The following is a 20,452-nucleotide window of genomic DNA, read 5'->3' as shown; positions in this document are numbered from 1 at the left end:
CGGCCGGACCATCAGCGTAGTCCCCACGTCAACGCCCGGGGCCCGACCGGTGGGCGGTGAACCACTCGACCGCGCGGTCCACCGTGGCGCGTACCGGGAGCAGCCGGGCGGCGGTGTCGCCGACCCGGCCGCGGCGCACGAACGGGGCGGTGTCGAGGGCCGCGCCGACCCGCGCGAAGTCGCTGTCGTCCAGGTCGGCCGCCTGGAACTCCAGGCTGACCCGTCGCCCGGCGACCAGCCGGTAGCAGTGGTAGCGGCGGCTCGGCGGCGGCACCGGCAACCGGTACTCGGCCAGGTGCAGCGCGGTGCACGCCGCGTAGCCGACACCGAGCAGCAGGATCTGCCCGCCGGCGGCGTAGAGCCGGCCGAGCGGGGACCGCTCCCCCAGGTGGCAGTCCAACTCGTGGCCGTCGGTGAACTCGCGGGCCCGGGGGCCCAGCGCGGTGAACGAGGTCTGCGGGTGGCCGCTGCGCACCGCGCCCGGGGTCAGCCGGATGTGTTCGGCGAACGCCCCGGTGCCCTCCGAAGGGCTGGTCGCCCGGTCCCAACCGGGCATCGCCGCGTGGTACGCGGCGAGTTCCCGCGCGTCCAGGTCGCGGGTGGCCGCCCGGTAGGCCCGGGAGGTGGTCGAGTTGCCGGCGTTCTCGGTGGGCACGAGCAGCGTGCCGGTCGGGCCGACGACCTCCCGCAGGGCGGCCGCCAGGGTGGCCGGGCCACCCACCGGGCGCACCCGCCGCAGCGAACAGTGCACCAGCACGTCGTGGCCGGCGCGCAGGCCGAGTGCCCGCAGCTGCGCGACGAGGCGGAGGCGGTGCGGCGCGAGCGGGGCAAGCTCAGTCTCCGCCGGCATCCGGGCCCTCCAGCGCCTGCCGCATCCGCCACACGAAGCGCTCGCCGAGGTCGGTGAGGCCGCCGCCGGCCAGCAGCGCGTCCGCCGCCGTCCTGGTCCAGTCCCGGTAGCGGGCGGCGTGATCGCGGGCGGCGGCCGCGTCGGGCCCGCCGGCCGCCGCCCGGGCCCGCCACACCTCGGTCACCGCCAGGTGCGCGTACGTGCCCTGGAGGACTCCCTCGACGGGGCGCGGGTCGGGCCGCCAGGCCACCCGGATCCGGTGCGCCGGCTCCGGGTCGACCAGGTCGTAGAGGTCGAGCAGCGCGCCGAGCTTGGCGTGCTGCCACTCGTGGACCAGCAGCACCGCCATCGTCTCCGGCTTGGGCCCCGGGGCCACCGCGACCGCGCCGTACGCCTGGCGGGCGGTGGCGCTGCGCAGCGGCGCGGCCGGGTCCGCGGCCAGCGGGACCACGCAGCGCAGCCCGGCGTCGAGCGCCGCACCGTGCGCGGGCACGTCGCGGTGGACCGACCGCCAGGCCCCGGCGAGGGTACGCCCCAACGCGTCCGCGGCATCGCCGGCGAGCCGCGGGGCCACCGGTTGGTCGTAGCAGTCCCGTTCCGGATCGGTGTCCTCGACGGCCACCTCGCCGCCGGCCACCGACACGCGCCGGACCGGCTGCCACCCGGCCGGCGTCGGATCGCCGCCGGTGCCCACCACCACGCGTCCGGTCGTCCTGGGCGGCAGCGGCGCGCCGCCGTTCGCCGCCACCACCCGCTCGGTCGAGTCGCGCGGTGGCGAGTCGCCGTTCACCGGCAGCACCCGTTCGGTCGCGCCGGCCCGGATCCGGAAGCCGCCGGGGACGGCGGTCACCACCGCGCCGGACGGGCCGGTCACCGGCAGCCGGCCCAGCGTGGGCAGCAGCACCGTGCCGGCCCGCACCGGCACCGTCACCGGCACCGGCACGCCGGCCCGGACGGCGGCCGCGGCGGCCAGCGCCGGCAGCAGGTCGGCGCCGGGCGTGCCGGGGCGCTCCAGCCGGCGGACCAGCCACGGGCGGACGAACGGGTGTGCCAGCACCGCGCCGACCGCGTCGGGAGCGGCGGCGTCGAGGTCGGCGAGCAGTTCCCAGGCGGCGCTGCTCCCGGCGACGTCCCGCCAGGTGGCCAGCAGCGCCCGGGTGATGGAGAGCTGGGTCTCGTCGAGCAGTCGCAGCGCCGCCGGCCCGCCGTGGCCGGTGCCCAGCTCGTCCAGCAGCCGCCGCGCGTCCCGCCCCGGCCCGTCCCCGGCCGGCTGCTCGCCCTCGACCGGCCGGCGGGCGGCGCGGTCCCGGCCTCGGTCACCGTCGGCCGGCCGGTCGGCCGTCACGACGGCTACCGGTGGCCGGCGGCGGTCCAGCGTGGCGATCAGGGCCCGCAGATCGGCGCAGTAGACCGACGGGTTGTCGAAGCCGCTCCCCGACCGCCAGCGGTGCGCGTACAGCCCGCCGCCGCAGCGTTCCAGCACCGGACAGCTGCGGCACGTGGCGCTGAGCCCCTCCGCCCCCGCCTGGCGGACCGCGACGCCGGGGTGCCGGGCGGCCTCGTCGACCGGATGGGCGAAGACGTCCAGGTCGGTGCCGGCCGCGCCGTGGAAGGCGACCTTCAACGAGTCGACCTGTTCCCAACTGCCGTCGGTCTCCACCACCAGCAGGTCGGCCGGGGCGAGCCCGACCGCCTCGGTACCGCCGGCGGCGGAGCCGCCGGGGGCCAGGGCCTCGAAGAGCCGGATCGGCACCGGTCGCCCGTCGTCGACCCAGCGCCGGTGGATCCGGCCGAGCCAGTCCGCGTACGGCGTGCCGGCGCCGGCCGGCCGCCACGGTGGCCGGTCCCAGGTGGCGTGCGGCAGCAGCAGGTCGATCCGGGGCGGGCGCTCGGCCACCAGCGCCGCGTAGACCTGGTCGGGGTCGTTGCGGAGGTCGACGGTGCAGAGGATGCCGGCGTAGCTGGCGCGGTGCGCGGGCTGGCGGAGCAGGGCCAGGGCCCGGCGGGTGTGGGTGTGGCTGCCGCCGCCGTGCGCGAAGACCCGGTGCCGGTCGTGGGCGGCGCGGTCGCCGTCCAGCGACACCCCGACCTTGACGCCGTACGCCACCAGCAGCCGGCACAGCTGCGCGTCCAGCAGCACGCCGTTGGTCTGCATCCGCAGGTCTAGGGTGGTCCACGGGTCGAGCGCCGCGCGCAGCGTGGCCAGCACGTCGCGCAGCCCGTCCGCGCCCAGCAGCAGCGGCTCGCCGCCGTGCAGCACGACGTGCACGGCGGGCAGGGCGTGGGCGCGGGCGTGCTCGGCGATCCGGTCGGCGGCCGCGCGGACGGTTTCCGGCGCCATCCGGGCCGGCCTGGTCCGCCAGGTCTGGTCCGCCTCCTGGTAGACGTAGCAGTGGTCGCAGCTCAGGTCACAGCGGCTGTGCACCTTGAGCACGTACTGGCTGATCGGGTGGCAGGGCAGGTCCGGGCCGGCGGCACCGCACCGGCACGCCATCCCTCAGATGGCGGAGTTGAAGCAGGCGACCGGGACGGTGACCGGCGGCGTGGCGGCTCGCGGCAGGACCCGCAGGCGGACCAGCGCGACGGCGTCGGGGTGCTCGGTGGCGACCCGGCCGAGCGGGGTGCGCAGACTGCGCGTCAGGGCGTCGAGGGACGGCGGGGTCGGACGGGTGGGCGTCTGGTCCACAATGAGTCTCCGGGGGCCCGGGGCGCGGGAGCGCGCGCGGCGGCGTGGCTCGAAGGGCAGCGATCCGTGACCAGAATAGACAATTCTCGACCGGTTGTCACCGTCGGTGCGGCACCGGGCACCGCCCGTGGAGACGGCGACCGTCGCCGCCGCGACCCTGCGGGACCACCCGGTGGTACGCGGCGGCGGCGGTCGGGCGTTCAGGCGGCGGCGAGCACCGGGGCGACCGAGTCGGGCGCCCAGCGCGAGCGCTGACACCGGGACCAGCCCCGACACCGGGGGTCGGCCGAGGTGCAGAGCCGCTGGTTGCTCAGCACCTCACCGTCGTCGGTCTCCGTCACGTCGAAGTGGACCGGGCGGACGGTGCCGTCCGGCGCGACGAGCAGGTGCCGGCCGGCGTCCAGGGTGTCGTCGGGCAGCAGGCAGTCCCGCCCCAGCAGCCGGGCGAGCGCCGCGATCGAGGCGTGCTCGGAGAGCCGCTCGGGCACCCCGTAGCTGTCCACCACGGTGCCGAACCTGCCGGGCGCCTCCCAGACGTCACAGACCACCGCGTACGCGGGCAGCCGCGCCGGGTCCGCCGCGGCGAGGGGCATCACCACCCGGCCGAGCGCCTCCGCCAACGCCGGGTACACCACCGCCGGGCGTGCCCCGTCGATTCTCCAGTTCCACAGCTCGGTCATGCCGCCTCCTCGCTGTGCTCGTCCCACCGGCCTCCGGATCGGGCCTTATGACGATGGTGGGGTGCATATGACCGCAGCCGGGGGCAAGTTACCGGTCTGTGACCATTCCGGGCAAAAAAACCTGGAGCGCCGTTGCTCGCAGTAGCGGGAAGATGACAGTTTATCGGGTATGGTGCCCCGTCCGGCGGAAAGCCAGGCCGGATGGGCCGCCGGGTCGGGCCCAGCCGCCCGGTGGTTGTCGCCGGGTCGGCCTCACAGTCAGCGGAGCACGACCAGATGCTCGCCCCGGGGCAGCAGTTCGCCGATCACCGGTGCGCCCGGCAACTCGCCGGCGACCAGCAGCCCGCCGGAGGTCTGGGCGTCGGCGAGCAGCAGCCGCTCGCCGTCCGAGGCCGACCCGAAATCCGTCCACGGGGTCACCCAGTCGAGGTTGCGCCGGCTGCCGCCGCTGACGTACCCGTCGCGGACCGCCTCGCGCGCCCCCGCCAGGTACGGCACCGCGGCGGTGTCGACGGCGACGGTGAGGCCACTGGCCCGGGCCAGCTTCGAGGCGTGGCCGAGCAGCCCAAAGCCGGTCACGTCGGTGCCGCAGCGCACCCCGGCCGCGACCGCCGCCCGGGCGGCGTCCCGGTTCAGCGCGCTCATCGAGGCGACCGCCTCGGCGAACACCTCGCCGGTGGCCTTGTGCCGGGTGTTCAGCACGCCCACCCCGAGCGGCTTGGTCAGCGACAGCGGCAGCCCGGCCCGGCCCGCGTCCAGGGTGATCAACTCCTCGGGGCGGACCACCCCGGTGACCGCCAGCCCGTACTTCGGCCCCTCGTCGTCGACGCTGTGCCCGCCGGCCAGGTGGCAGGCGGCCTCCCGGGCCACGTCCTGGCCGCCGCGCAGCACCTCCCGGGCCAGTTCCATCGGCAGCACGTCGCGCGGCCAGCAGAGCAGGTTGAGCGCGACCAGCGGGGTGCCGCCCATGGCGTACACGTCGGAGAGGGCGTTCGCCGCGGCGATCCGGCCCCAGTCGTACGGGTCGTCGACCACCGGGGTGAAGAAGTCGGCGGTGCTCACCAGGCCGGTCCGCTCGTCCAGCCGGACGACCGCGGCGTCGTCGCCGTTCTCCAGCCCGACCAGCAACTCGGCCGTACCGGTCGCCGGGCTCAGGCCGGCCACCATCGCCTCCAGCTCACCGGGTGGGATCTTGCACGCGCAGCCCCCGCCGCGGGCGTGATCGGTCAGGCGCACCCGTTCGGTCATCCCCACATGATCTCGAGAAAGTGACCGGACCGCCACCGGACGCGGAGGGACCCGCGCCGAAACCGGACTCGGCACGACGATCGGGATCGGTGTTACCGCTCCGTGACCAACCGGGTTGCGTTTCGCCACGTCACGCCGCCTAGAGTTGCCGACCGGGGGTCGAGCGACCCACGACGCGAGCAAGCGACAGGACGGTGGACGACGTGACGACGGGCGAACCGCTCATCGTGCTGGACGGGGTCAACAAGTGGTTCGGCCCGCTGCACGTGCTGGACGGCGTGTCACTCTCCGTAGGCAAAGGCGAGGTCGTCGTGGTGATCGGCCCGTCCGGCTCCGGCAAGTCGACGCTGTGCCGGACGATCAACCGGCTGGAGCCGATCAACTCCGGCACCATCACGTTCGACGGGCAGCCGCTACCCGACGAGGGCAAGCCCCTCGCCAAGCTGCGCAGCGAGGTCGGCATGGTGTTCCAGTCGTTCAACCTCTTCGCGCACAAGACGATCCTGGAGAACGTCACCCTCGGCCCGATCAAGGTCCGCAAGGAGAAGCCGGCCGCCGCCCGCGAGCGCGGCCTGGCCCTCCTCGACCGGGTCGGCATCGCCAACCAGGCCGACAAGTACCCGGCGCAGCTCTCCGGCGGCCAGCAGCAGCGGGCGGCGATCGCCCGGGCGCTGGCCATGCAGCCCAAGGCGATGCTCTTCGACGAGCCGACCAGCGCGTTGGACCCGGAGATGGTCGGCGAGGTGCTGGACGTGATGACCGCGCTGGCCCGCGACGGCATGACCATGGTGGTGGTCACCCACGAGATGGGCTTCGCCCGGCACGCGGCCAACCGGGTCATCTTCATGGCCGACGGGCAGCTCGTGGAGGACGCGCCGCCGACCGAGTTCTTCGCCAACCCGCGCAGCGAGCGGGCGAAGGACTTCCTCTCCAAGATCCTCACTCACTAGGCGTCCGAAATGAAGCACGCCGTCCCCCGGCGGGTTCAGTCGAAGAAGGAGAAAAATATGCGGTTCAAGCGCGTGGCAGCGGTCGCGGCCGCGGCGACCCTGGCTTTCGGCCTCGCCGCCTGCGGTGGCGACTCGGACGAGGGCACCGGCTCCGGCAGCAAGTCCTTCGCCGCCGGCAGCACGATGGAGCGGCTGAACAAGGCCCAGAAGATCAAGGTCGGCACCAAGTTCGACCAGCCGGGCTTCGGCCAGAAGGGCCTGTCGGGCAAGCCCGAGGGCTTCGACGTCGAGATCGCCAAGCTCATCGTCAAGGAACTCGGCATCCCCGAGGACAAGATCGAGTACATCGAGACCCCGTCGAAGGTCCGTGAGGACGTCATCGCCAACGGCACCGTCGACCTGGTCGCGGCGACCTACACGATCAAGGACGAGCGCAAGGAGCGGATCTCCTTCGCCGGGCCGTACTACGAGGCCGGCCAGAACATCATGGTGAAGAAGGACGACTCCGCGATCACCGGTCCGGACTCGTTCAAGGACGGCACCAAGAAGGTCTGCTCGGTGACCGGCTCCACCCCCGCCGAGGAGATCAAGAAGTACGTCAAGGACGTCGCCACCCAGCTGGTGCTCTTCGACACCTATGACAAGTGCCGGGACGCCCTCAAGGGCGGTCAGGTCGACGCGGTGACCACTGACAACGTCATCCTGCTCGGCTACATCGCCAAGGACGAGGCGTCCTTCAAGATGGCCGGCCAGAACTTCACCAAGGAGCCGTACGGCATCGGCGTGAAGAAGGAAGACACCGACTTCCGCAACTTCATCAACGACCTCCTTGAGAAGGCCTACTCGGACGGAAGCTGGAAGAAGGCCTGGGACGACACCGCCGGCAAGTTCGGCGCCGAGCTGGGCACTCCGCCGACGATCAACCGCTACTGACCGACCGAGATCTGGAGGGTGGGGAGGACAACCGACCCGTGAACGTGCTCATCGACAAGTTCGACGTCTTTGCGGGTGGTTTCTGGCTCACCCTCCAGATCTGCGTGCTCGCCGCGATCGGCGCCCTGCTCCTGGGCGCCATCGTGGCGGTGCTGCGCATCTCACCGGTGCCGCCACTACGCGCCGTCGGCACCACCTACGTCAACATCTTCCGGAACATGCCGCTGACGGTGGTGCTGTTCTTCGCCGCGTTCGGTCTGCCGGCGCTCGGCTCGAACGCGGACTTCCTGCGCATTCCCGGGCTGGACGCGATCTTCAGCCGGCTCGGCACCGACCTGCCGTACTTCCGCTTCGGCCTGATCGCCCTGGTGCTCTACACCGCGGCGTTCGTCTGTGAGGCGCTGCGCTCCGGGGTGAACGCGGTGCCCGCCGGGCAGGCCGAGGCCGCGCGCTCGCTCGGGCTGACCTTCGGGCAGAACCTGCGCCACGTGGTCCTGCCGCAGTCCTGGAAGGCCTCGGTCGTCCCGCTCGGTTCGGTGATCATCGCGATGATCAAGAACTCCGCGCTGGTCGGCTTCTTCGGGGTGGTCGGCGACCTCGCCCAGACCGCCGAACAGCTCACGTCGGCCGGGGGCTACGCGTTCATCCCGGTCGCAATCGGCATCTCCGTCGGGTATCTGATCATGACTGTGCCGCTCGGCGCCCTGCTGGACCGGCTGGAGAAGCGACAGGCGGTGGCCCGATGAGCCAGCAGAACACCGTCCTCTACGACGTACCGGGCCCGCGCCAGCGCAGGATCACGCTGATCAGCAGCATCGTCGCCACGGTGGTGCTGCTCGTCGGGGCGTACTTCCTGATCTACCGACCGCTGGACGAGAAGGGCCAGTTCTCGATGGAGCTGTGGGGGCCGCTGGTCGACCCCTCCAACGAGAACTTCTCCCAGGTCTGGGACCGCCTCGGTCTCGGCCTGAAGAACACCCTCACCGCGGCGGCGCTGGCCATCGTCTCGTCGCTGGTGGTGGGCACCCTGCTCGCCGTACTGCGGATCCAGCTCAAGAGCCTCGCCCGGCGGCGGTTCACCGGGCTGGCGACGCCGGTGTCGTACCTGCTGCGCGGCCTGAGCACGGTGCTGTCGGCGATCACCCGGGTCTGCGTCGAGGTGTTCCGCGGCCTGCCCGTCGTCATCACGATCTTCTTCGTGGCCCGCGGCTTCCCGGAGTTCGGCGTCACCTTCGGCTCGCTCTGGTACCTGGTCATCGGCCTCACCATCTACAACTCCGTGGTGATCGCCGAGATCCTCCGCTCCGGCATGGAGGGGCTTCCCGGCGGCCAGGGCGAGGCGGCCGCCGCGATCGGGCTCTCCCCGCTGCAGACCACCCGGATGATCCTGCTGCCACAGGCGTTCCGGATCATGCTGCCGGCACTGATCAGCCAGCTGGTCGTGGTGCTCAAGGACACCTCACTCGGCTTCATCATCAGCTACGAGGAGACCCTCAGCATCGGCAAGCAGCTCATCGGCGTGCTGGACAACCCGATCCAGGTCTACGTGGTGATCGCCGTCATCTTCATCGCGATCAACTACTCGCTGTCCAAGCTGGCGCAGTACGTGCAGCGCCGCCTCTCCCGGGGCCGCAAGTCGAAGGGCCTCCCGGCCCAGCAGGCACCGGCCACCGCCCTCATCTCCCAGGCCGAGGGCGCCGGCGGCAACTGACCCACGCCTGACGGCACGAGGGCCGGTCCGGACGTCCGGGCCGGCCCTCGTCGTGCCGGTCGTCGTGGCCCTGTCGCCGCCGGTCCCGCAGCCCGATCAGCGGGCGATCTCGGTGACCCGGGACTCGCGCACCACGGTCACCCGGATCTGGCCGGGATAGGTCAGCTCCTCCTCGATCTGCTTGGCCACGTCCCGGGCCAGCACCGCCGCGCCGATGTCGTCGACGTCCTCCGGCTTGACCATCACCCGGATCTCCCGGCCCGCCTGCATGGCGAAGACCTTCTCCACGCCCAGCTTGCCGGCCGCGATCTCCTCGATCCGCTCCAGCCGCTTGACGTACGCCTCAAGGCTCTCCCGCCGCGCGCCCGGCCGCCCGCCGGAGCAGGCGTCGGAGGCCTGGGTGAGCACCGCCTCGATGGTCTGTGGCGGTACCTCGTTGTGGTGCGCCTCGATGGCGTGCACCACGTCCTCGCTCTCGCCGTACTTGCGGGCCAGGTCGGCGCCGATGATGGCATGGCTGCCCTCCACCTCGTGGGTGAGCGCCTTGCCGATGTCGTGCAGGAACGCGCAGCGCTTGATGGTCGGCACGTCCAGCCGCAGCTCCGCCGCCATGATGCCGGCGATGTGCGCGGTCTCCACCAGGTGCTTGAGCACGTTCTGCCCGTACGAGGTGCGGTAGCGCAGCCGGCCGAGCAGGTCGACCAGCTCCGGATGGATCTCGGTGATGCCGACCTCGACCAGCGCGTCCTCGGCGGCCCGGTGGCAGAGCTCCGCCACCTCCTGGCGGGCCAGGTCGTGCACCTCCTCGATCCGGTGCGGGTGGATCCGCCCGTCGAGGACCAGCTTCTCCAGGGTGAGCCGGCCGACCTCCCGGCGTACCGGGTCGAAGCAGGAGAGCAGGACGGCCTCGGGGGTGTCGTCGATGATCAGGTTGACCCCGGTGACCGACTCGAAGGCGCGGATGTTGCGCCCCTCCCGGCCGATGATCCGCCCCTTCATCTCGTCGCCGGGCAGGTGCAGCACGCTGACCACGCTCTCCGCGGTCTGCTCGCTGGCCACCCGCTGGATGGCGTCCACCACGATGTGCCGGGCGCGCTCCTCGGCGGTGCCGCGGGCGTCGGATTCGATGTCCCGGACCAGCAGCGCGGCCTCCCGCTTGGCCTGCGTCTCGATCGCCTCGATCAGCTCGGCGCGGGCCGCCTCGGCGGTCAGCCCGGCCACCCGCTCCAGCTCCCGGCGGCGCTGCTCCTCGGCCTCGGTGAGGGCCCGCTCCCGCTCCGCCAGCGCCGACTCCCGGGCGGAGAGGGCGGCGCTGGCGGCGGTGAGCTGCCGTTCCCGCTCGGCGAGGCGCTCCACCTCCTCGGTGTGCAGCCGCTCCCGCTCGTCCATCCGGGTGGCCCGCCGCTCCACCTCGGCGGCCTGCTCCCGGGTGGTGGCGGCGAGCACGGCCACCTCGCGTTCCCCGCTGCGCCGGGCGGTGGTGCGCAGCTGCTCGGCGTCCAGCTCCGCCTGCTTGTGCGCCCGCTCCAGGATGGTGTCCGCCTCGGCGCGGGCATCGTCGAGCACGCGCCGGGCCTCGGCCCGGGCCGACTTCGCCTCCGCCTTGGCGGCGGCCGCCTCCGTCCGGGCCGCCGCCGCGGCCGACTTCGCCACGTCAATGGTGCTGTTCACCTCGTCGGCGGCGCTGCGCAGGGCGGCGAGGGACTGCTCCTGCCGGTCCTTCTCGGCGATGTAGGCGGGATCCTCCGGCCGCGGCGCCGCGCTGATCCGGCGCAGGGTGCGCACCCCGACCAGCACCGCACCGACCACCACGACCGCCAGGACCACCACGACCGCCAGGATCAGCACGTCGAAGGCGTTCATGCCGGGCCGCCCGGACCCGGCGGGGAAGGCCGCCGGCGCGTGCCTCGTGGGGGACCACCGGTGATTCTGTGCCGACCCGCCATGGTCGCCTCCCCTGAACGTCGGGGCCGCAGCGACCGTGCCGATGGCACGCACCCTGCGGCTGTGGACGCCCGACCGAGAGCGCTGGCCGTGGGTAGGTCTCCACCAGCGACGCCCGCACGGACGCCACCGGTGGCCGGATGCAGTTATCCGTCAGCACCGGACCGGCCAGTCCGGAGCTGTCGCCGCCGGCCGGCAGCACGGCCGGCCGAAAGTGATGCTGTTCTGTTACGCGATCTATGTTGTGCGCTTAGCCTGCGCTGGTCGGGCAAAGTGAGCCTGTAAGGCGAGGCTAGGTCTCCGAGGGCCGTTCGGTCAAGAACTCATGATCAAACCCCCCGAACGGAGAGAACTCGTCGCGTCACGCAGCGCTCATCCGAGGCCGGACAACGGCGGACAATCCCGCCGCCCGCACGCCAGCGCGGCGGGCGACCGCCCGCCCGCGATGCCGGATGCGAGCCCCACATCCCGCACCCTGGCCCATCTTCGCCACCGGACGCCCCCACATTCCGCACACCGGTCCGCCTTAGCGCCGGACAGCGCGACGGTCAGCGGGCGCCCAGGGCGACCGCCGCGGCCACCAGCGCGGCGTTGTCCGCGGCCGGCGAGCCGTCCGGCAGCCGCACGGTGTCCTCCAGGCCGATCCGGGTGGGCAGACCACGGCGGACCGCCTCGGCGAGCACCGGCCAGACCCCGTCGCCCTCGGCGTGCAGCAGCACCGGCACGTCACCGGGCACCAGGTCCAGCAGCACCGCCGCGTCGGTTAGCGCCCGGTCCGGCTCCTGCGCCATGCACTCCACCAGGACGCGCATTACCGGCACCCGCCACCGCCGGAACGCGGCCACCGCCGGTGGCGTCCAGAGCCCGGCCTCCACCGCGACACCACGCCCGTACAGCGCCTCGGCGACCGCGTCGGCGCCATCTTCGTGCGCATTGACCGACGCGAAGTCGGGCAGCACCGTCCAGGCGCGTACGGCGGCGACCCGGGCCGCCGGATCCGGCTCGATCCAGGCGCCGGTGCTCACCCCGACTGGCAGACCGGGCCGGGCGGCCCGGATCGCGGTGACCGCCGCGGCGATCACGTCCGGGGCGAGGGACTCGACGCCGTGCGCGTCCCGCGGGTGGACGTGCACCGCCGCCGCGCCGGACGCGGCGCACCGGGCGGCGTCGGCCGCCAACTCGGTCGGGGTGACCGGGACGGCGGGATGCTCGTCCCGGGAACGGCTCCCGTTCAGACACGCCTTCAACATCGGACCATCATCACCCGCGCCGTCCGGGCACAGAAGATCAGTTCCCCCGAAGACATCCGGACCGAATCAGTCGAGGCCGCCGGCGTCCCGGTCGAGCTCGCCCTCCGCCTCGGCCAGGGCGTCGGCATCGATGTGCTCGGCGAACTCGGCCGCCGCGGCGCTCTGCGCGGCCAGCGCGTCCTTCACTGCCCGGATGGCGACCCCCGGCGGATAACCCTTGCGAGCCAGCATCCCGACCAGCCGACGGAAGACCGCGTCGGGCTCCCCTCGGGACGAGCGCAGCTTCCGCTCGACCAGCGCGCGCGCCGTCTCCGCCTCGGTCTCCTCGTCCAGCTCGCCGAGGGCCTCGGTGGCTACCTCACCGTCCACGCCGCGCTGGCGCAGCTCGTTGGCGAGCGCCCGCCGGGCCAGCCCCCGGCCGGTGTGCCGGCTGGAGATCCACGCCCGGGCGAAGGCGGCGTCGTCGATGATGCCGACCTCGTCGTACCGGTCGAGGACCTGGCCGGCCACCTCCTCGGAGATGCCCCGCCGGGCGAGCGCGCCGGCCAACTCCGCCCGGGTACGCGGCCGCACCGCCAACTGGCGGAGGCAGATCTCCCGCGCCACCTCAGCCTCGTCGCGCGGCGGGGCCGGCGCCGCCGACTCCGGCTCGGTGCCGTCGGGACGCCCACGGCGGGCCCGACGCGGTGTGGCGTCACCCGCACGAGGCGGGCTGGCATCCCAGCCCCGCCCCGTGCGGGCGCGTCGTCCTGCCACGCGGATCAGAAGTCGACCGGCGGCAGCTCCGGGCCACCGGCGGCGTCACCGGCACCCATGCCGACGCCGAGCTTCTCCAGGATCTTCTTCTCGATCTCGGCCGCGACGTCCGGGTTCTCCCGGAGGAACTCGCGGGCCTTCTCCTTGCCCTGGCCGAGCTGATCACCGTCGTAGGTGTACCAGGCACCGGACTTGCGGATGATCGCCTGCTCGACACCGACGTCGATCAGCGAGCCCTCGCGGGAGATGCCCTTGCCGTACATGATGTCGAACTCGGCCTGCTTGAACGGCGCGGCGACCTTGTTCTTCACGACCTTGACCCGGGTGCGGTTACCGACGACGTCGGTGCCGTCCTTGAGGCTCTCGATGCGGCGCACGTCGAGCCGGACCGAGGCGTAGAACTTCAGCGCCCGACCACCGGTGGTGGTCTCGGGGCTGTTGTGCACCATCACCCCGTCGACAAAGTAGTTGTGGTTGCCCTCCACCTCGATGTCGAATCGGTTCATCGACCGGGTCCTGGGCTTGACGTGCACGTCGACGATGCGCGCCGGTACCGGCGTGAGCTCCTCCGCGACGAACTGCGGCTCCACGACGCACTGGCCGCGGAAACGAGGGAGCAGCTTGGACTCCATCGCCTCGGGCACGTACGGCGCGATCAGCTCTTGGAACTGCGCCGACGCCTCGGTGGTGAACATGATCGAAGCGGTATGCCGCGCACCACGGGCCACCAGCTTGACGTCCATGCCGTAGGCGTCACGCAGGTGCTCGACCAGACGCTCCCGGCTGCCCTCCGCCATCGCCTCGACGCAGATCTCAACCCGGCCGGAGCCGCCGGCCGTGCGCTCCTGTAGGCCCTTCGAGCGCAGCGTGAAACACCCGTCGTCCATGTACCACACGGCGAGGGCGAGCGGGGTCAGTGCCTTGAGATAGTCCCAGCTGAGGTGCTTCTTGCCGTCGCCCAGGTAGACCGCGCGGCGCAGCTCGTCCAACTCCGGCAGCGGGGTGAAGTCGACGAAAGCCGCCCCCCGGGTGTCGGTACGCCGGGAGTGGCTGATGTTGCCGAACAGGGAGACCTTCCAGTCGAGGTAGTCGACCTGCTGCGCGCCGTGCCCGAGGCGGAAGCGAACGCCGGAGCGGTCCCGCCGGTTGGGCGACAGCGCACCGTCACCCATCAGCGAACCGAGCACGACCTGCCACTGCTGCTCGCTGAGGCGTCGCGGCTCCGTCAGCATGACCCGGTCACCGGCGATCAACTCGCCCGCTTCCCGCCAACCGCCCGGAGTGCGAACCATGTGGTTGGCGGTGGCAGCGAACTGCGCCCGGCCGTTGCCGCCGGACTTCGCCACGGTGAACTGGAGGAACTGCTCGGCGGGGCCGTTGTTGAACCAGTTGATGATCCGCTTCGGCTCCACCCGGTCGGTGTCCGGGTTGTAGGAGAGGACCTCGACGTCCATCCGCTGGTTGACGATCTTGCCGATCTTCTCCTGCGTGCCGTCGGCCAGGGTGACCCTGGTCGAGTACGACATGCAGCCGAACATGACGCCGATCTTCTCGCGGAGCTGGTTGATGAAGATCGCCGTGGTGCCGGTGTTGTTGAGCACACCGGTGATCTTCCGCAGCGCCTGGCTCATCAGCCGGGCCTGGAGGCCCACGTGGCTGTCGCCCATCTCGCCCTCGATCTCGGCGCGCGGCACCAGGGCCGCGACCGAGTCGATGACGATGATGTCGATCGCACCGGAGCGGACCAGCATGTCCGCGATCTCCAGCGCCTGCTCACCGGTGTCCGGCTGGGAGACCAGCAGGGCGTCGGTGTCGACGCCGAGGGCCTTCGCGTACTCCGGGTCGAGCGCGTGCTCGGCGTCGATGAACGCGGCGATGCCGCCGGCCCGCTGGGCGTTGGCCACCGCGTGCAGCGCGACCGTGGTCTTGCCGCTGGACTCCGGACCGTAGACCTCGACGACCCGGCCGCGGGGCAGACCGCCCACGCCGAGCGCCACGTCGAGCGCGATGGAACCGGTCGGAATGACCGCCGTCTGGACGACGGGCCGCTCCCCCAGCCGCATCACCGAACCCTTGCCGAACTGCTTGTCGATCTGAGCGAGAGCAAGGTCTAGCGCCTTCTCCCGGTCAGGCCCTGCCGCCATGGTTGCCACCCCTGCCTTCGCCGGCGTCTTTCCTGAGCTTCGCGTCACGCGGAACACGCTAGGCGCTGGGTCCGACAGAAAACCAGCCGACGGGCCGTGAGCTGTGGACGAGCACCCCGCTGTGGACAATAGCCGAACACCTGTACGACTCGGCAAGCGACACGCGGGATCGACGAAAAGGCTGCTCAGCGTAGCCGCGCGGGCACCCGGTCGGGGTAGGCGGCGACCACCGCCCGCCACACCACGTGCGTCTCCTCACCCGCCGCGAGGGCCTGCTCGACGGTCCGCCCGCCGAGCTGGGACAGCACCTGATCGCTGGCGATGCTGGCCGCGTAGCCCGGCCCGAACGCCTCCTCCAGGCGGGCCCAGAAGTCGGTCAGCCGCACGTGATCATTCCTCCTCGGTGGGCACCCGCTCGGGCACCCGACGCAACGCTAGCGCCACCAGCGGCACGGTCGCGATCGCCGCCAGCAGGGTCAGGGTCGGGTAGCCCGCTTCCCGCATGACGAACCCGCTGGCCGCCGCCGCGCTGGCCCCGGCCAGCCCCATGATCAGGTCAGACAACCCCTGCACGCTCGGCCGCACCCCGGGCGGCACCGACTCGGAGAGCAGGGTGGAGCCGGCCACCATGGTGCCCGACCAGCCCAGGCCGAGCAGGGTCAGCCCGATCGAGAGCTCCGGGGTGTGGTGCCCGGCGGTGCCGGCCACCGCGCAGGCGGCCAGCAGCACCGCCACCCCGCCGAGGATCACCGCCCGCCGGCCGAACCGGTCGGTCAACCAGCCCACCACCGGGGAGAACGCGTACATGCCGGCGATGTGCAGGCTGAGCACCAGGCCGACCACCCGCAGCACGTCGGCGTCGTCGTGGAACTCGCCGAGGCGTACCGGGGTCATCGCCATCACGGCGACCATCACCACGTGGCCGACGGCCAGCGCGGCGACGCCGAGGCGGGCCGCCGGGCGGGCGCGTACCATCCGCCAGGCCGCGGCCATGCCCGTGCCGTGCGGGTGTTCGTCGCGCGCTGCGTCGCCGGCGGCCGACACGGCGGCCGCCGCCAGCCGGCGCGCGGTGACCAGCGGGTCCGGCCGCATCAGAACCAGCAGTACGACCGAGGTCAGCGCGAACGCGGCCGAGCTGAACGCGAACGGGCCGGCCAGCGGGGGCAGGCCCCAGCTGCGGGTGAGGCGTTCGGCGACGGCGGCGAGGTTGGGTGCCGCCACCGCGCCGATGGTGGTGGCCCAGACGATGATCGACAGTTGTCGTCCCCGGCGGGCCGGCTCGGCCAGGTCCACCGCGGCGTACCGGGCCTGAAGGTTGGCCGCGGTCCCGCCCCCGAAGAGCAGCATGCCGACGAAGAGCAGCGGCACCACGTGGGTGGCCGTGGCGACCACCACCAGCACGCCGCCGGCCGCCCCGACCAGGTACGCCAAGATGAGCCCGGGCCGGCGGCCGCGGCTGGTCATGATGCGGGTGACCGGTACGGCGAGCAGCGCCGCGCCCACCACGGCGGCGCTCTGCGCCACCCCGGCCAGCGCCGTGCCGGCGACCCGGGCGGCGAGCAGTCCGCCGACCGCCACCCCGATGGTGACCCCGACCCCGGCGACGATCTGGGTGCTGAAGAGCAGCCGCATCGTGCGGCGCTGGATCGGCGCCGCCTGGGTCGGGGCCGGCGCCGGGGTGGTCAGGTCAGTGGTCATCGGGGCTCCCGGGTGAGGGTCGGTGGGCTGGCTCATCCTTGCCCAACCGTGCCGCCGACGGCATGGTTTCTGCCGACGGCCGAGCGGGTTTCGCTGCCGGCGTTAGGCGGGGGCCCCGTTATCGCCTGGACGATAACCGGGGCCCCCGCCTGACGCTCAGAGGCCGAGGCCGCGACCGATGATCTCCTTCATGATCTCGGTGGTGCCGCCGTAGATGGTCTGCACCCGGCTGTCCAGCCAGGCCTTGGCCACCGGGTACTCCAGCATGAAGCCGTAGCCGCCGTGCAGCTGCACGCACCGGTCGGCCACCTTGTTCTGGAGTTCGGTGGTCCACCACTTGGCCTTCGCCGCGTCGGTCACCGACAGCCGGCCGGCGTTGTACTCGGCGACGCAGTGGTTGACGAAGGTCCGCGCGATGGTCAGCTCGGTGTCCAGCTCGGCCAGGAGGAACCGGTTGTGCTGGAACTTCCCGATCGGCCGGCCGAACGCCTGCCGGGAGCGGGCGTACTCCAGGGTGAGCGCGAGCAGCTTCTCGCCGGCCGCCACCGCGGCCACGGCGATGCTCAGCCGCTCCCGGGGCAGGTTGGCCATCAGGTGGTAGAAGCCGTGGTTCTCGGTGCCGATCAGGTTCTCCGCCGGGATCCGGCAGTCGTCGAAGAAGAGTTCGGCGGTGTCGTTGGCCTTCAGGCCGACCTTGGCCAGCCGCCGGCCCCGGCTGAAGCCGGGGGTGCCGGTCTCCACCACGACCAGGCTCACCCCGTGCGCGCCCTGGTCCGGGGCGGTCCGCACGACCACCACCACCAGATCGGCCAGCTCCCCGTTGGTGATGAACGTCTTCTGCCCGTTGAGCACGTACGTGTCGCCGTCGCGCACCGCGGACGTGCGGATGCCGGCCAGGTCGCTGCCGGCGCCCGGCTCGCTCATCGCGATCGCGGTGACCAGGTCGCCGGAGCAGAAGCCGGGCAGCCAGCGCTTGCGCTGCTCGTCGGTGGTCAGCTCGGTCAGGTACGGCGCCACCACGTCGTTGTGCAGCCCGAAGCCCAACCCGGAGCAACCGGCCGCGACGATCTCCTCGTCCAGCACCGCGTTGAACCGGAAGTCCCGCTGGCCCCCGCCGCCGAGTTCGGCGTCGACGTCCATGCCGAGCAGCCCGGCCGCGCCCGCCTTGCGCCACACCTCCCGGTCAACGATGCCGTCGGCCTCCCAGCGCGCGTGGTGCGGCACGGCCTCCCGGGCCAGGAACTCCCGGCACAGGTCGCGGAACTCCGCGTGGACGGGCTGGTAGAGATGCTGCTCCATGCGCGCCAGTCTGACACCGCCGGCAAGATCGCGCTGTTTCCGGGACGCGGTGCCCTTCCGGCGAGCGGATGGTCACCGTTTCCCGGTTCGAGCGCGATCTTCGCGCTCCTGCAAGGGGGATCAGGCGGCGAGGGCGCGGGCGGCGACCTTCAGGTCCGCGACCAGCCCGTCGTACGCCACGTCCTGGTTGTCGGCGCGCAGCACGGCGGACGGGTGGATGGTGGCGAGCAGCCGTGCCGGCGGCGCGTCGGCCACCTTGCCGGTGTCGTCCACCGGCACCCGGGCGAAGTCCTCGGGGCGCTGTGCGGCGGCGGGCCACGGCATCAGCTCGCCGCGTTGCCTGGTCACCCGGAAGCTCGGGCCGAGCAGCGCCTTGGCGGCGGTCGCGCCGAGCACCACCACCAGGTCGGGGCGGAGCCGGGCGAACTCGGCGACCAGCCACGGCCGGCAGGCGGTGATGTGCACCCGGTCCGGGGTCTGGTGGATGCGCCGCTTGCCCCGCAGCTCGAACCGGAAGTGTTTCACCGCGTTGGTCAGGTAGATGTGGCCGGGGTCGATGCCGGCGTCGTCGACGGCCCGGCGCAGCACCCGGCCGGCCGGCCCGACGAACGGCAGGCCCTTCTGGTCCTCCAGGTCGCCGGGCTGCTCGCCGACGAAGACCACCCGGGCGCTCTCGTCGCCCCGGCCGAAGACCGTCTGCGAGGCGTCCCGGTACAGCTCGCAGCCCCGGCAGCCGGTCGCGGCGGCGCGCAGCTGGTCGATGGTGTCGGCCTGCGGCGGGATGAACTGCTGGGCGCCGGGTGCGGTCTCGGTCTCGGCCATGCCGACCGTTCTACCCGCTCCGCCGAGGCCTACGCGACCCCCCGCCCGAGCTGAGCCGACAACTCCCCGGAAGTTGCGGGGCGGGGCGCGGGAAGCGGGGGCGGGGCGCGGCGGGGGCGGAGGGTGGGGTGGTCAGGCGGAGAAGGCGTGCGGTGGGGCGGGGCGCACGGCCCGGGCCACCGCGTCGGCCAGCGGCGCGAGGTCGGCCTCGTCGAGCGGGCCGACGGTGATCCGGACGCCGGGCGGGGCGCCGATCCGGAACAGCGCGCCGGGGGCCACCGCCCAGCCGGCGTCGCGCAGCGCGGTGACCGCCGCGGTCTCGTCGGGCACCGGGAGCCAGACGTTGATGCCGGAGCGGCCGTGGGCGGCCAGCCCGCGGGCGGCGAGGGCGGCGAGCAGGCCGGAGCGCCGCCGCTCGTAGTTCTCCCCCGCCCGGTGCACCAGCTCCGCGGTGGCCGGGTCGCGCCAGAGCGCCAGCACCAGGCGTTGCAGCACACCGGAGACCCAGCCGGCGCCGACCCGGGCCCGGCCGGCCACCCGGGCCACGGTGGCCTCGTCGCCGGCCAGCACGGCCAGCCGCAGGTCGGGGCCGTAGGGCTTGCTCACCGACCGGACGAAGGCCCAGGTCGGGGTCGCCCCGGCGAGCGGGTGCAGGGGTACGCGGGCCAGCTCGGCGGCGTGGTCGTCCTCGATCAGCAGCAGGTCGGGCCGGCCGGCGAGCAGGGCGCGCAGCGCCGCGGCCCGGTCGGCGGTGACCGCGGCGCCGGTCGGGTTCTGGGCGCGGCTGGTGACGATCAGTGCCCGCGCCCCGAGGACCAGCGCGTCGCGTACCCCGGTCTCGGTGGGGCCCTCCGCGTCCACTGGTACGCCGATCGGCCGCAGCCCGAGCGCGGCGACGAGGTCGAGCAGGTTGGCCCAGCCCGGGTCCTCCACCGCGACCGCGTCGCCGGGGCGCAGGTGGGCGGCGAGCAGGCGCTCGATGCCGTCCAGGGCGCCGCCGGTCACGGTGAGCTCGCCGGCCGGTACGCCGTCGGCGGCGAGCCGGTCCCGGGCCGCCTCGGCGAGCGCCGGGTGCACGGCGGTTCTGGCGTACCCGGTGGGTGGGCCGACCTCGGCGGCGAGCGCGGCCAGGTGCGGGCCCAGTGGTGGCAGCAGCCGCGGGTCGGGCTCGCCGAGGGCGAGGTCGCGGACGCCCGGCGCGGGCGGCGGGCGCAGCGCGGAGCGGGCGGCGGCGACCGGCGGGCGGGGGCGGACCCGGGTGCCGTGCCGCCCGGCGGTGGCGACCAGGCCACGCCGGCGCAGGTCCTGGTACGCCTTGGCGACGGTGGCCGGGCTGACGCCGAGCTCGACGGCGAGGGCGCGAACCGCGGGCAGGGCGGCGCCCGGCGGCAGGGCCCCGCCGCGGATGCCGCTCTCCACGCTGGCCGAAATCGCGGCGGACGACGAGCCGGTGATCTGATAATGTGCTGCCACAGTTCGGG

Annotated in this window: 17 protein-coding genes and 3 pseudogenes; 4 read left to right on the top strand and 16 right to left on the bottom strand. The window is 73.3% G+C overall.

The features are described from left to right. Positions 1-28: 28 nt before the first annotated feature. The 5 genes from AB0H57_RS01165 to selD all read right to left on the bottom strand — a co-directional run bounded on the left by AB0H57_RS01165 (position 29) and on the right by selD (position 5,464). Positions 29-850 carry an AAC(3) family N-acetyltransferase gene (locus AB0H57_RS01165; protein ID WP_357501442.1) on the bottom strand — a complete coding sequence of 274 codons (822 nt, stop codon included), beginning with the start codon at positions 848-850 and terminating at the stop codon, positions 29-31. Continuing rightward, a complete protein-coding gene (locus AB0H57_RS01160) occupies positions 834-3,344 on the bottom strand; it encodes an FxsB family cyclophane-forming radical SAM/SPASM peptide maturase (RefSeq protein WP_357501441.1) in 2,511 nt (836 codons plus the stop codon). Before AB0H57_RS01160 ends, AB0H57_RS01165 begins: the two co-directional genes overlap by 17 nt. Positions 3,345-3,347: 3 nt before the next feature. Further along, positions 3,348-3,536, bottom strand: a complete 189-nt coding sequence (locus AB0H57_RS01155; RefSeq protein ID WP_357501440.1) for a hypothetical protein — start codon at positions 3,534-3,536, stop codon at positions 3,348-3,350. 200 nt (positions 3,537-3,736) lie between these two features. Continuing rightward, positions 3,737-4,216 (bottom strand): hypothetical protein, encoded by a 480-nt coding sequence (locus AB0H57_RS01150; protein WP_357501439.1) that lies wholly within the window; start codon positions 4,214-4,216, stop codon positions 3,737-3,739. A gap of 258 nt (positions 4,217-4,474) precedes the next feature. Next, positions 4,475-5,464, bottom strand: coding sequence for a selenide, water dikinase SelD (gene selD, locus AB0H57_RS01145; protein WP_357501438.1), 990 nt, complete (start codon positions 5,462-5,464; stop codon positions 4,475-4,477). 194 nt (positions 5,465-5,658) lie between these two features. On the opposite strand from selD, the gene AB0H57_RS01140 reads away from it, so the two are divergent. The 4 genes from AB0H57_RS01140 to AB0H57_RS01125 are packed head-to-tail and all read left to right on the top strand — an operon-like array spanning position 5,659 to position 9,058. Next, positions 5,659-6,414: an amino acid ABC transporter ATP-binding protein gene (locus AB0H57_RS01140; RefSeq protein WP_357501437.1), complete on the top strand. Its 756-nt coding sequence runs from the start codon at positions 5,659-5,661 to the stop codon at positions 6,412-6,414. A gap of 57 nt (positions 6,415-6,471) precedes the next feature. Then, a complete protein-coding gene (locus AB0H57_RS01135; RefSeq protein WP_357501436.1) occupies positions 6,472-7,347 on the top strand; it encodes a glutamate ABC transporter substrate-binding protein in 876 nt (291 codons plus the stop codon). Between the two features lie 38 nt (positions 7,348-7,385). Next, positions 7,386-8,093: an amino acid ABC transporter permease gene (locus AB0H57_RS01130; RefSeq protein WP_357501435.1), complete on the top strand. Its 708-nt coding sequence runs from the start codon at positions 7,386-7,388 to the stop codon at positions 8,091-8,093. Then, positions 8,090-9,058 (top strand): amino acid ABC transporter permease, encoded by a 969-nt coding sequence (locus tag AB0H57_RS01125; protein WP_357501434.1) that lies wholly within the window; start codon positions 8,090-8,092, stop codon positions 9,056-9,058. The genes AB0H57_RS01130 and AB0H57_RS01125 overlap by 4 nt, the downstream gene beginning before the upstream one ends. A 96-nt stretch (positions 9,059-9,154) precedes the next feature. Here AB0H57_RS01125 and rny read toward each other — a convergent pair whose 3' ends face one another. From rny to AB0H57_RS01070, 11 genes and pseudogenes are all read right to left on the bottom strand, one after another. After that, positions 9,155-10,921, bottom strand: a complete 1,767-nt coding sequence (gene rny / locus AB0H57_RS01120) for a ribonuclease Y (protein WP_357501433.1) — start codon at positions 10,919-10,921, stop codon at positions 9,155-9,157. Positions 10,922-11,550: 629 nt separating this feature from the next. Next, positions 11,551-12,252 carry a 3-keto-5-aminohexanoate cleavage protein gene (locus AB0H57_RS01115; RefSeq protein ID WP_357501432.1) on the bottom strand — a complete coding sequence of 234 codons (702 nt, stop codon included), beginning with the start codon at positions 12,250-12,252 and terminating at the stop codon, positions 11,551-11,553. Between the two features lie 66 nt (positions 12,253-12,318). Then, the gene (locus AB0H57_RS01110; RefSeq protein WP_357501431.1) at positions 12,319-13,008 is read right to left on the bottom strand and encodes a regulatory protein RecX; all 690 of its coding nucleotides are present in this window, start codon (positions 13,006-13,008) and stop codon (positions 12,319-12,321) included. A 5-nt stretch (positions 13,009-13,013) separates the two neighbouring features. Next, a pseudogene (locus tag AB0H57_RS01105) lies at positions 13,014-13,550 on the bottom strand (recombinase RecA); the annotation flags it as partial. A 135-nt stretch (positions 13,551-13,685) separates the two neighbouring features. Next, a pseudogene (locus tag AB0H57_RS01100) lies at positions 13,686-14,534 on the bottom strand (recombinase RecA); the annotation flags it as partial. Positions 14,535-14,537: 3 nt separating this feature from the next. Beyond that, positions 14,538-15,152: pseudogene (gene recA / locus AB0H57_RS01095) on the bottom strand (recombinase RecA); the annotation flags it as partial. 185 nt (positions 15,153-15,337) lie between these two features. Then, entirely contained in the window at positions 15,338-15,538 is a 201-nt protein-coding gene (locus AB0H57_RS01090; RefSeq protein WP_091072521.1) for a DUF3046 domain-containing protein, read from the bottom strand. Between the two features lie 4 nt (positions 15,539-15,542). Continuing rightward, complete coding sequence (locus AB0H57_RS01085) at positions 15,543-16,850, bottom strand: MFS transporter (protein WP_357501430.1); 1,308 nt, start codon at positions 16,848-16,850, stop codon at positions 15,543-15,545. A gap of 156 nt (positions 16,851-17,006) precedes the next feature. Next, positions 17,007-18,149: an acyl-CoA dehydrogenase family protein gene (locus AB0H57_RS01080; RefSeq protein ID WP_357501429.1), complete on the bottom strand. Its 1,143-nt coding sequence runs from the start codon at positions 18,147-18,149 to the stop codon at positions 17,007-17,009. Positions 18,150-18,269: 120 nt separating this feature from the next. Then, positions 18,270-18,971, bottom strand: coding sequence for a UdgX family uracil-DNA binding protein (locus AB0H57_RS01075; protein ID WP_357501428.1), 702 nt, complete (start codon positions 18,969-18,971; stop codon positions 18,270-18,272). Positions 18,972-19,103: 132 nt separating this feature from the next. After that, positions 19,104-20,444 (bottom strand): aminotransferase class I/II-fold pyridoxal phosphate-dependent enzyme, encoded by a 1,341-nt coding sequence (locus AB0H57_RS01070; RefSeq protein WP_357501427.1) that lies wholly within the window; start codon positions 20,442-20,444, stop codon positions 19,104-19,106. Between the last annotated feature and the right edge of the window lie 8 nt (positions 20,445-20,452).

This window comes from Micromonospora sp. NPDC050686, from assembly GCF_040654475.1.
Lineage (GTDB): Bacteria > Actinomycetota > Actinomycetes > Mycobacteriales > Micromonosporaceae > Micromonospora.
Note: the sequence above shows the minus strand (reverse complement) of the source record. Positions and strands in the feature narration are given on the sequence as shown.

What these genes read in the sequence shown, in the direction of transcription:
- AB0H57_RS01080 (WP_357501429.1), bottom strand. Translation starts at nt 18,149, where the DNA reads ATGGAGCAGCATCTCTACCAGCCCGTCCACGCGGAGTTCCGCGACCTG.
- AB0H57_RS01075 (WP_357501428.1), bottom strand. Translation starts at nt 18,971, where the DNA reads ATGGCCGAGACCGAGACCGCACCCGGCGCCCAGCAGTTCATCCCGCCG.
- AB0H57_RS01150 (WP_357501439.1), bottom strand. Translation starts at nt 4,216, where the DNA reads ATGACCGAGCTGTGGAACTGGAGAATCGACGGGGCACGCCCGGCGGTG.
- AB0H57_RS01125 (WP_357501434.1), top strand. Translation starts at nt 8,090, where the DNA reads ATGAGCCAGCAGAACACCGTCCTCTACGACGTACCGGGCCCGCGCCAG.
- AB0H57_RS01165 (WP_357501442.1), bottom strand. Translation starts at nt 850, where the DNA reads ATGCCGGCGGAGACTGAGCTTGCCCCGCTCGCGCCGCACCGCCTCCGC.
- AB0H57_RS01085 (WP_357501430.1), bottom strand. Translation starts at nt 16,850, where the DNA reads ATGACCACTGACCTGACCACCCCGGCGCCGGCCCCGACCCAGGCGGCG.
- selD (WP_357501438.1), bottom strand. Translation starts at nt 5,464, where the DNA reads ATGACCGAACGGGTGCGCCTGACCGATCACGCCCGCGGCGGGGGCTGC.
- rny (WP_357501433.1), bottom strand. Translation starts at nt 10,921, where the DNA reads ATGAACGCCTTCGACGTGCTGATCCTGGCGGTCGTGGTGGTCCTGGCG.
- AB0H57_RS01115 (WP_357501432.1), bottom strand. Translation starts at nt 12,252, where the DNA reads ATGTTGAAGGCGTGTCTGAACGGGAGCCGTTCCCGGGACGAGCATCCC.
- AB0H57_RS01160 (WP_357501441.1), bottom strand. Translation starts at nt 3,344, where the DNA reads ATGGCGTGCCGGTGCGGTGCCGCCGGCCCGGACCTGCCCTGCCACCCG.
- AB0H57_RS01135 (WP_357501436.1), top strand. Translation starts at nt 6,472, where the DNA reads ATGCGGTTCAAGCGCGTGGCAGCGGTCGCGGCCGCGGCGACCCTGGCT.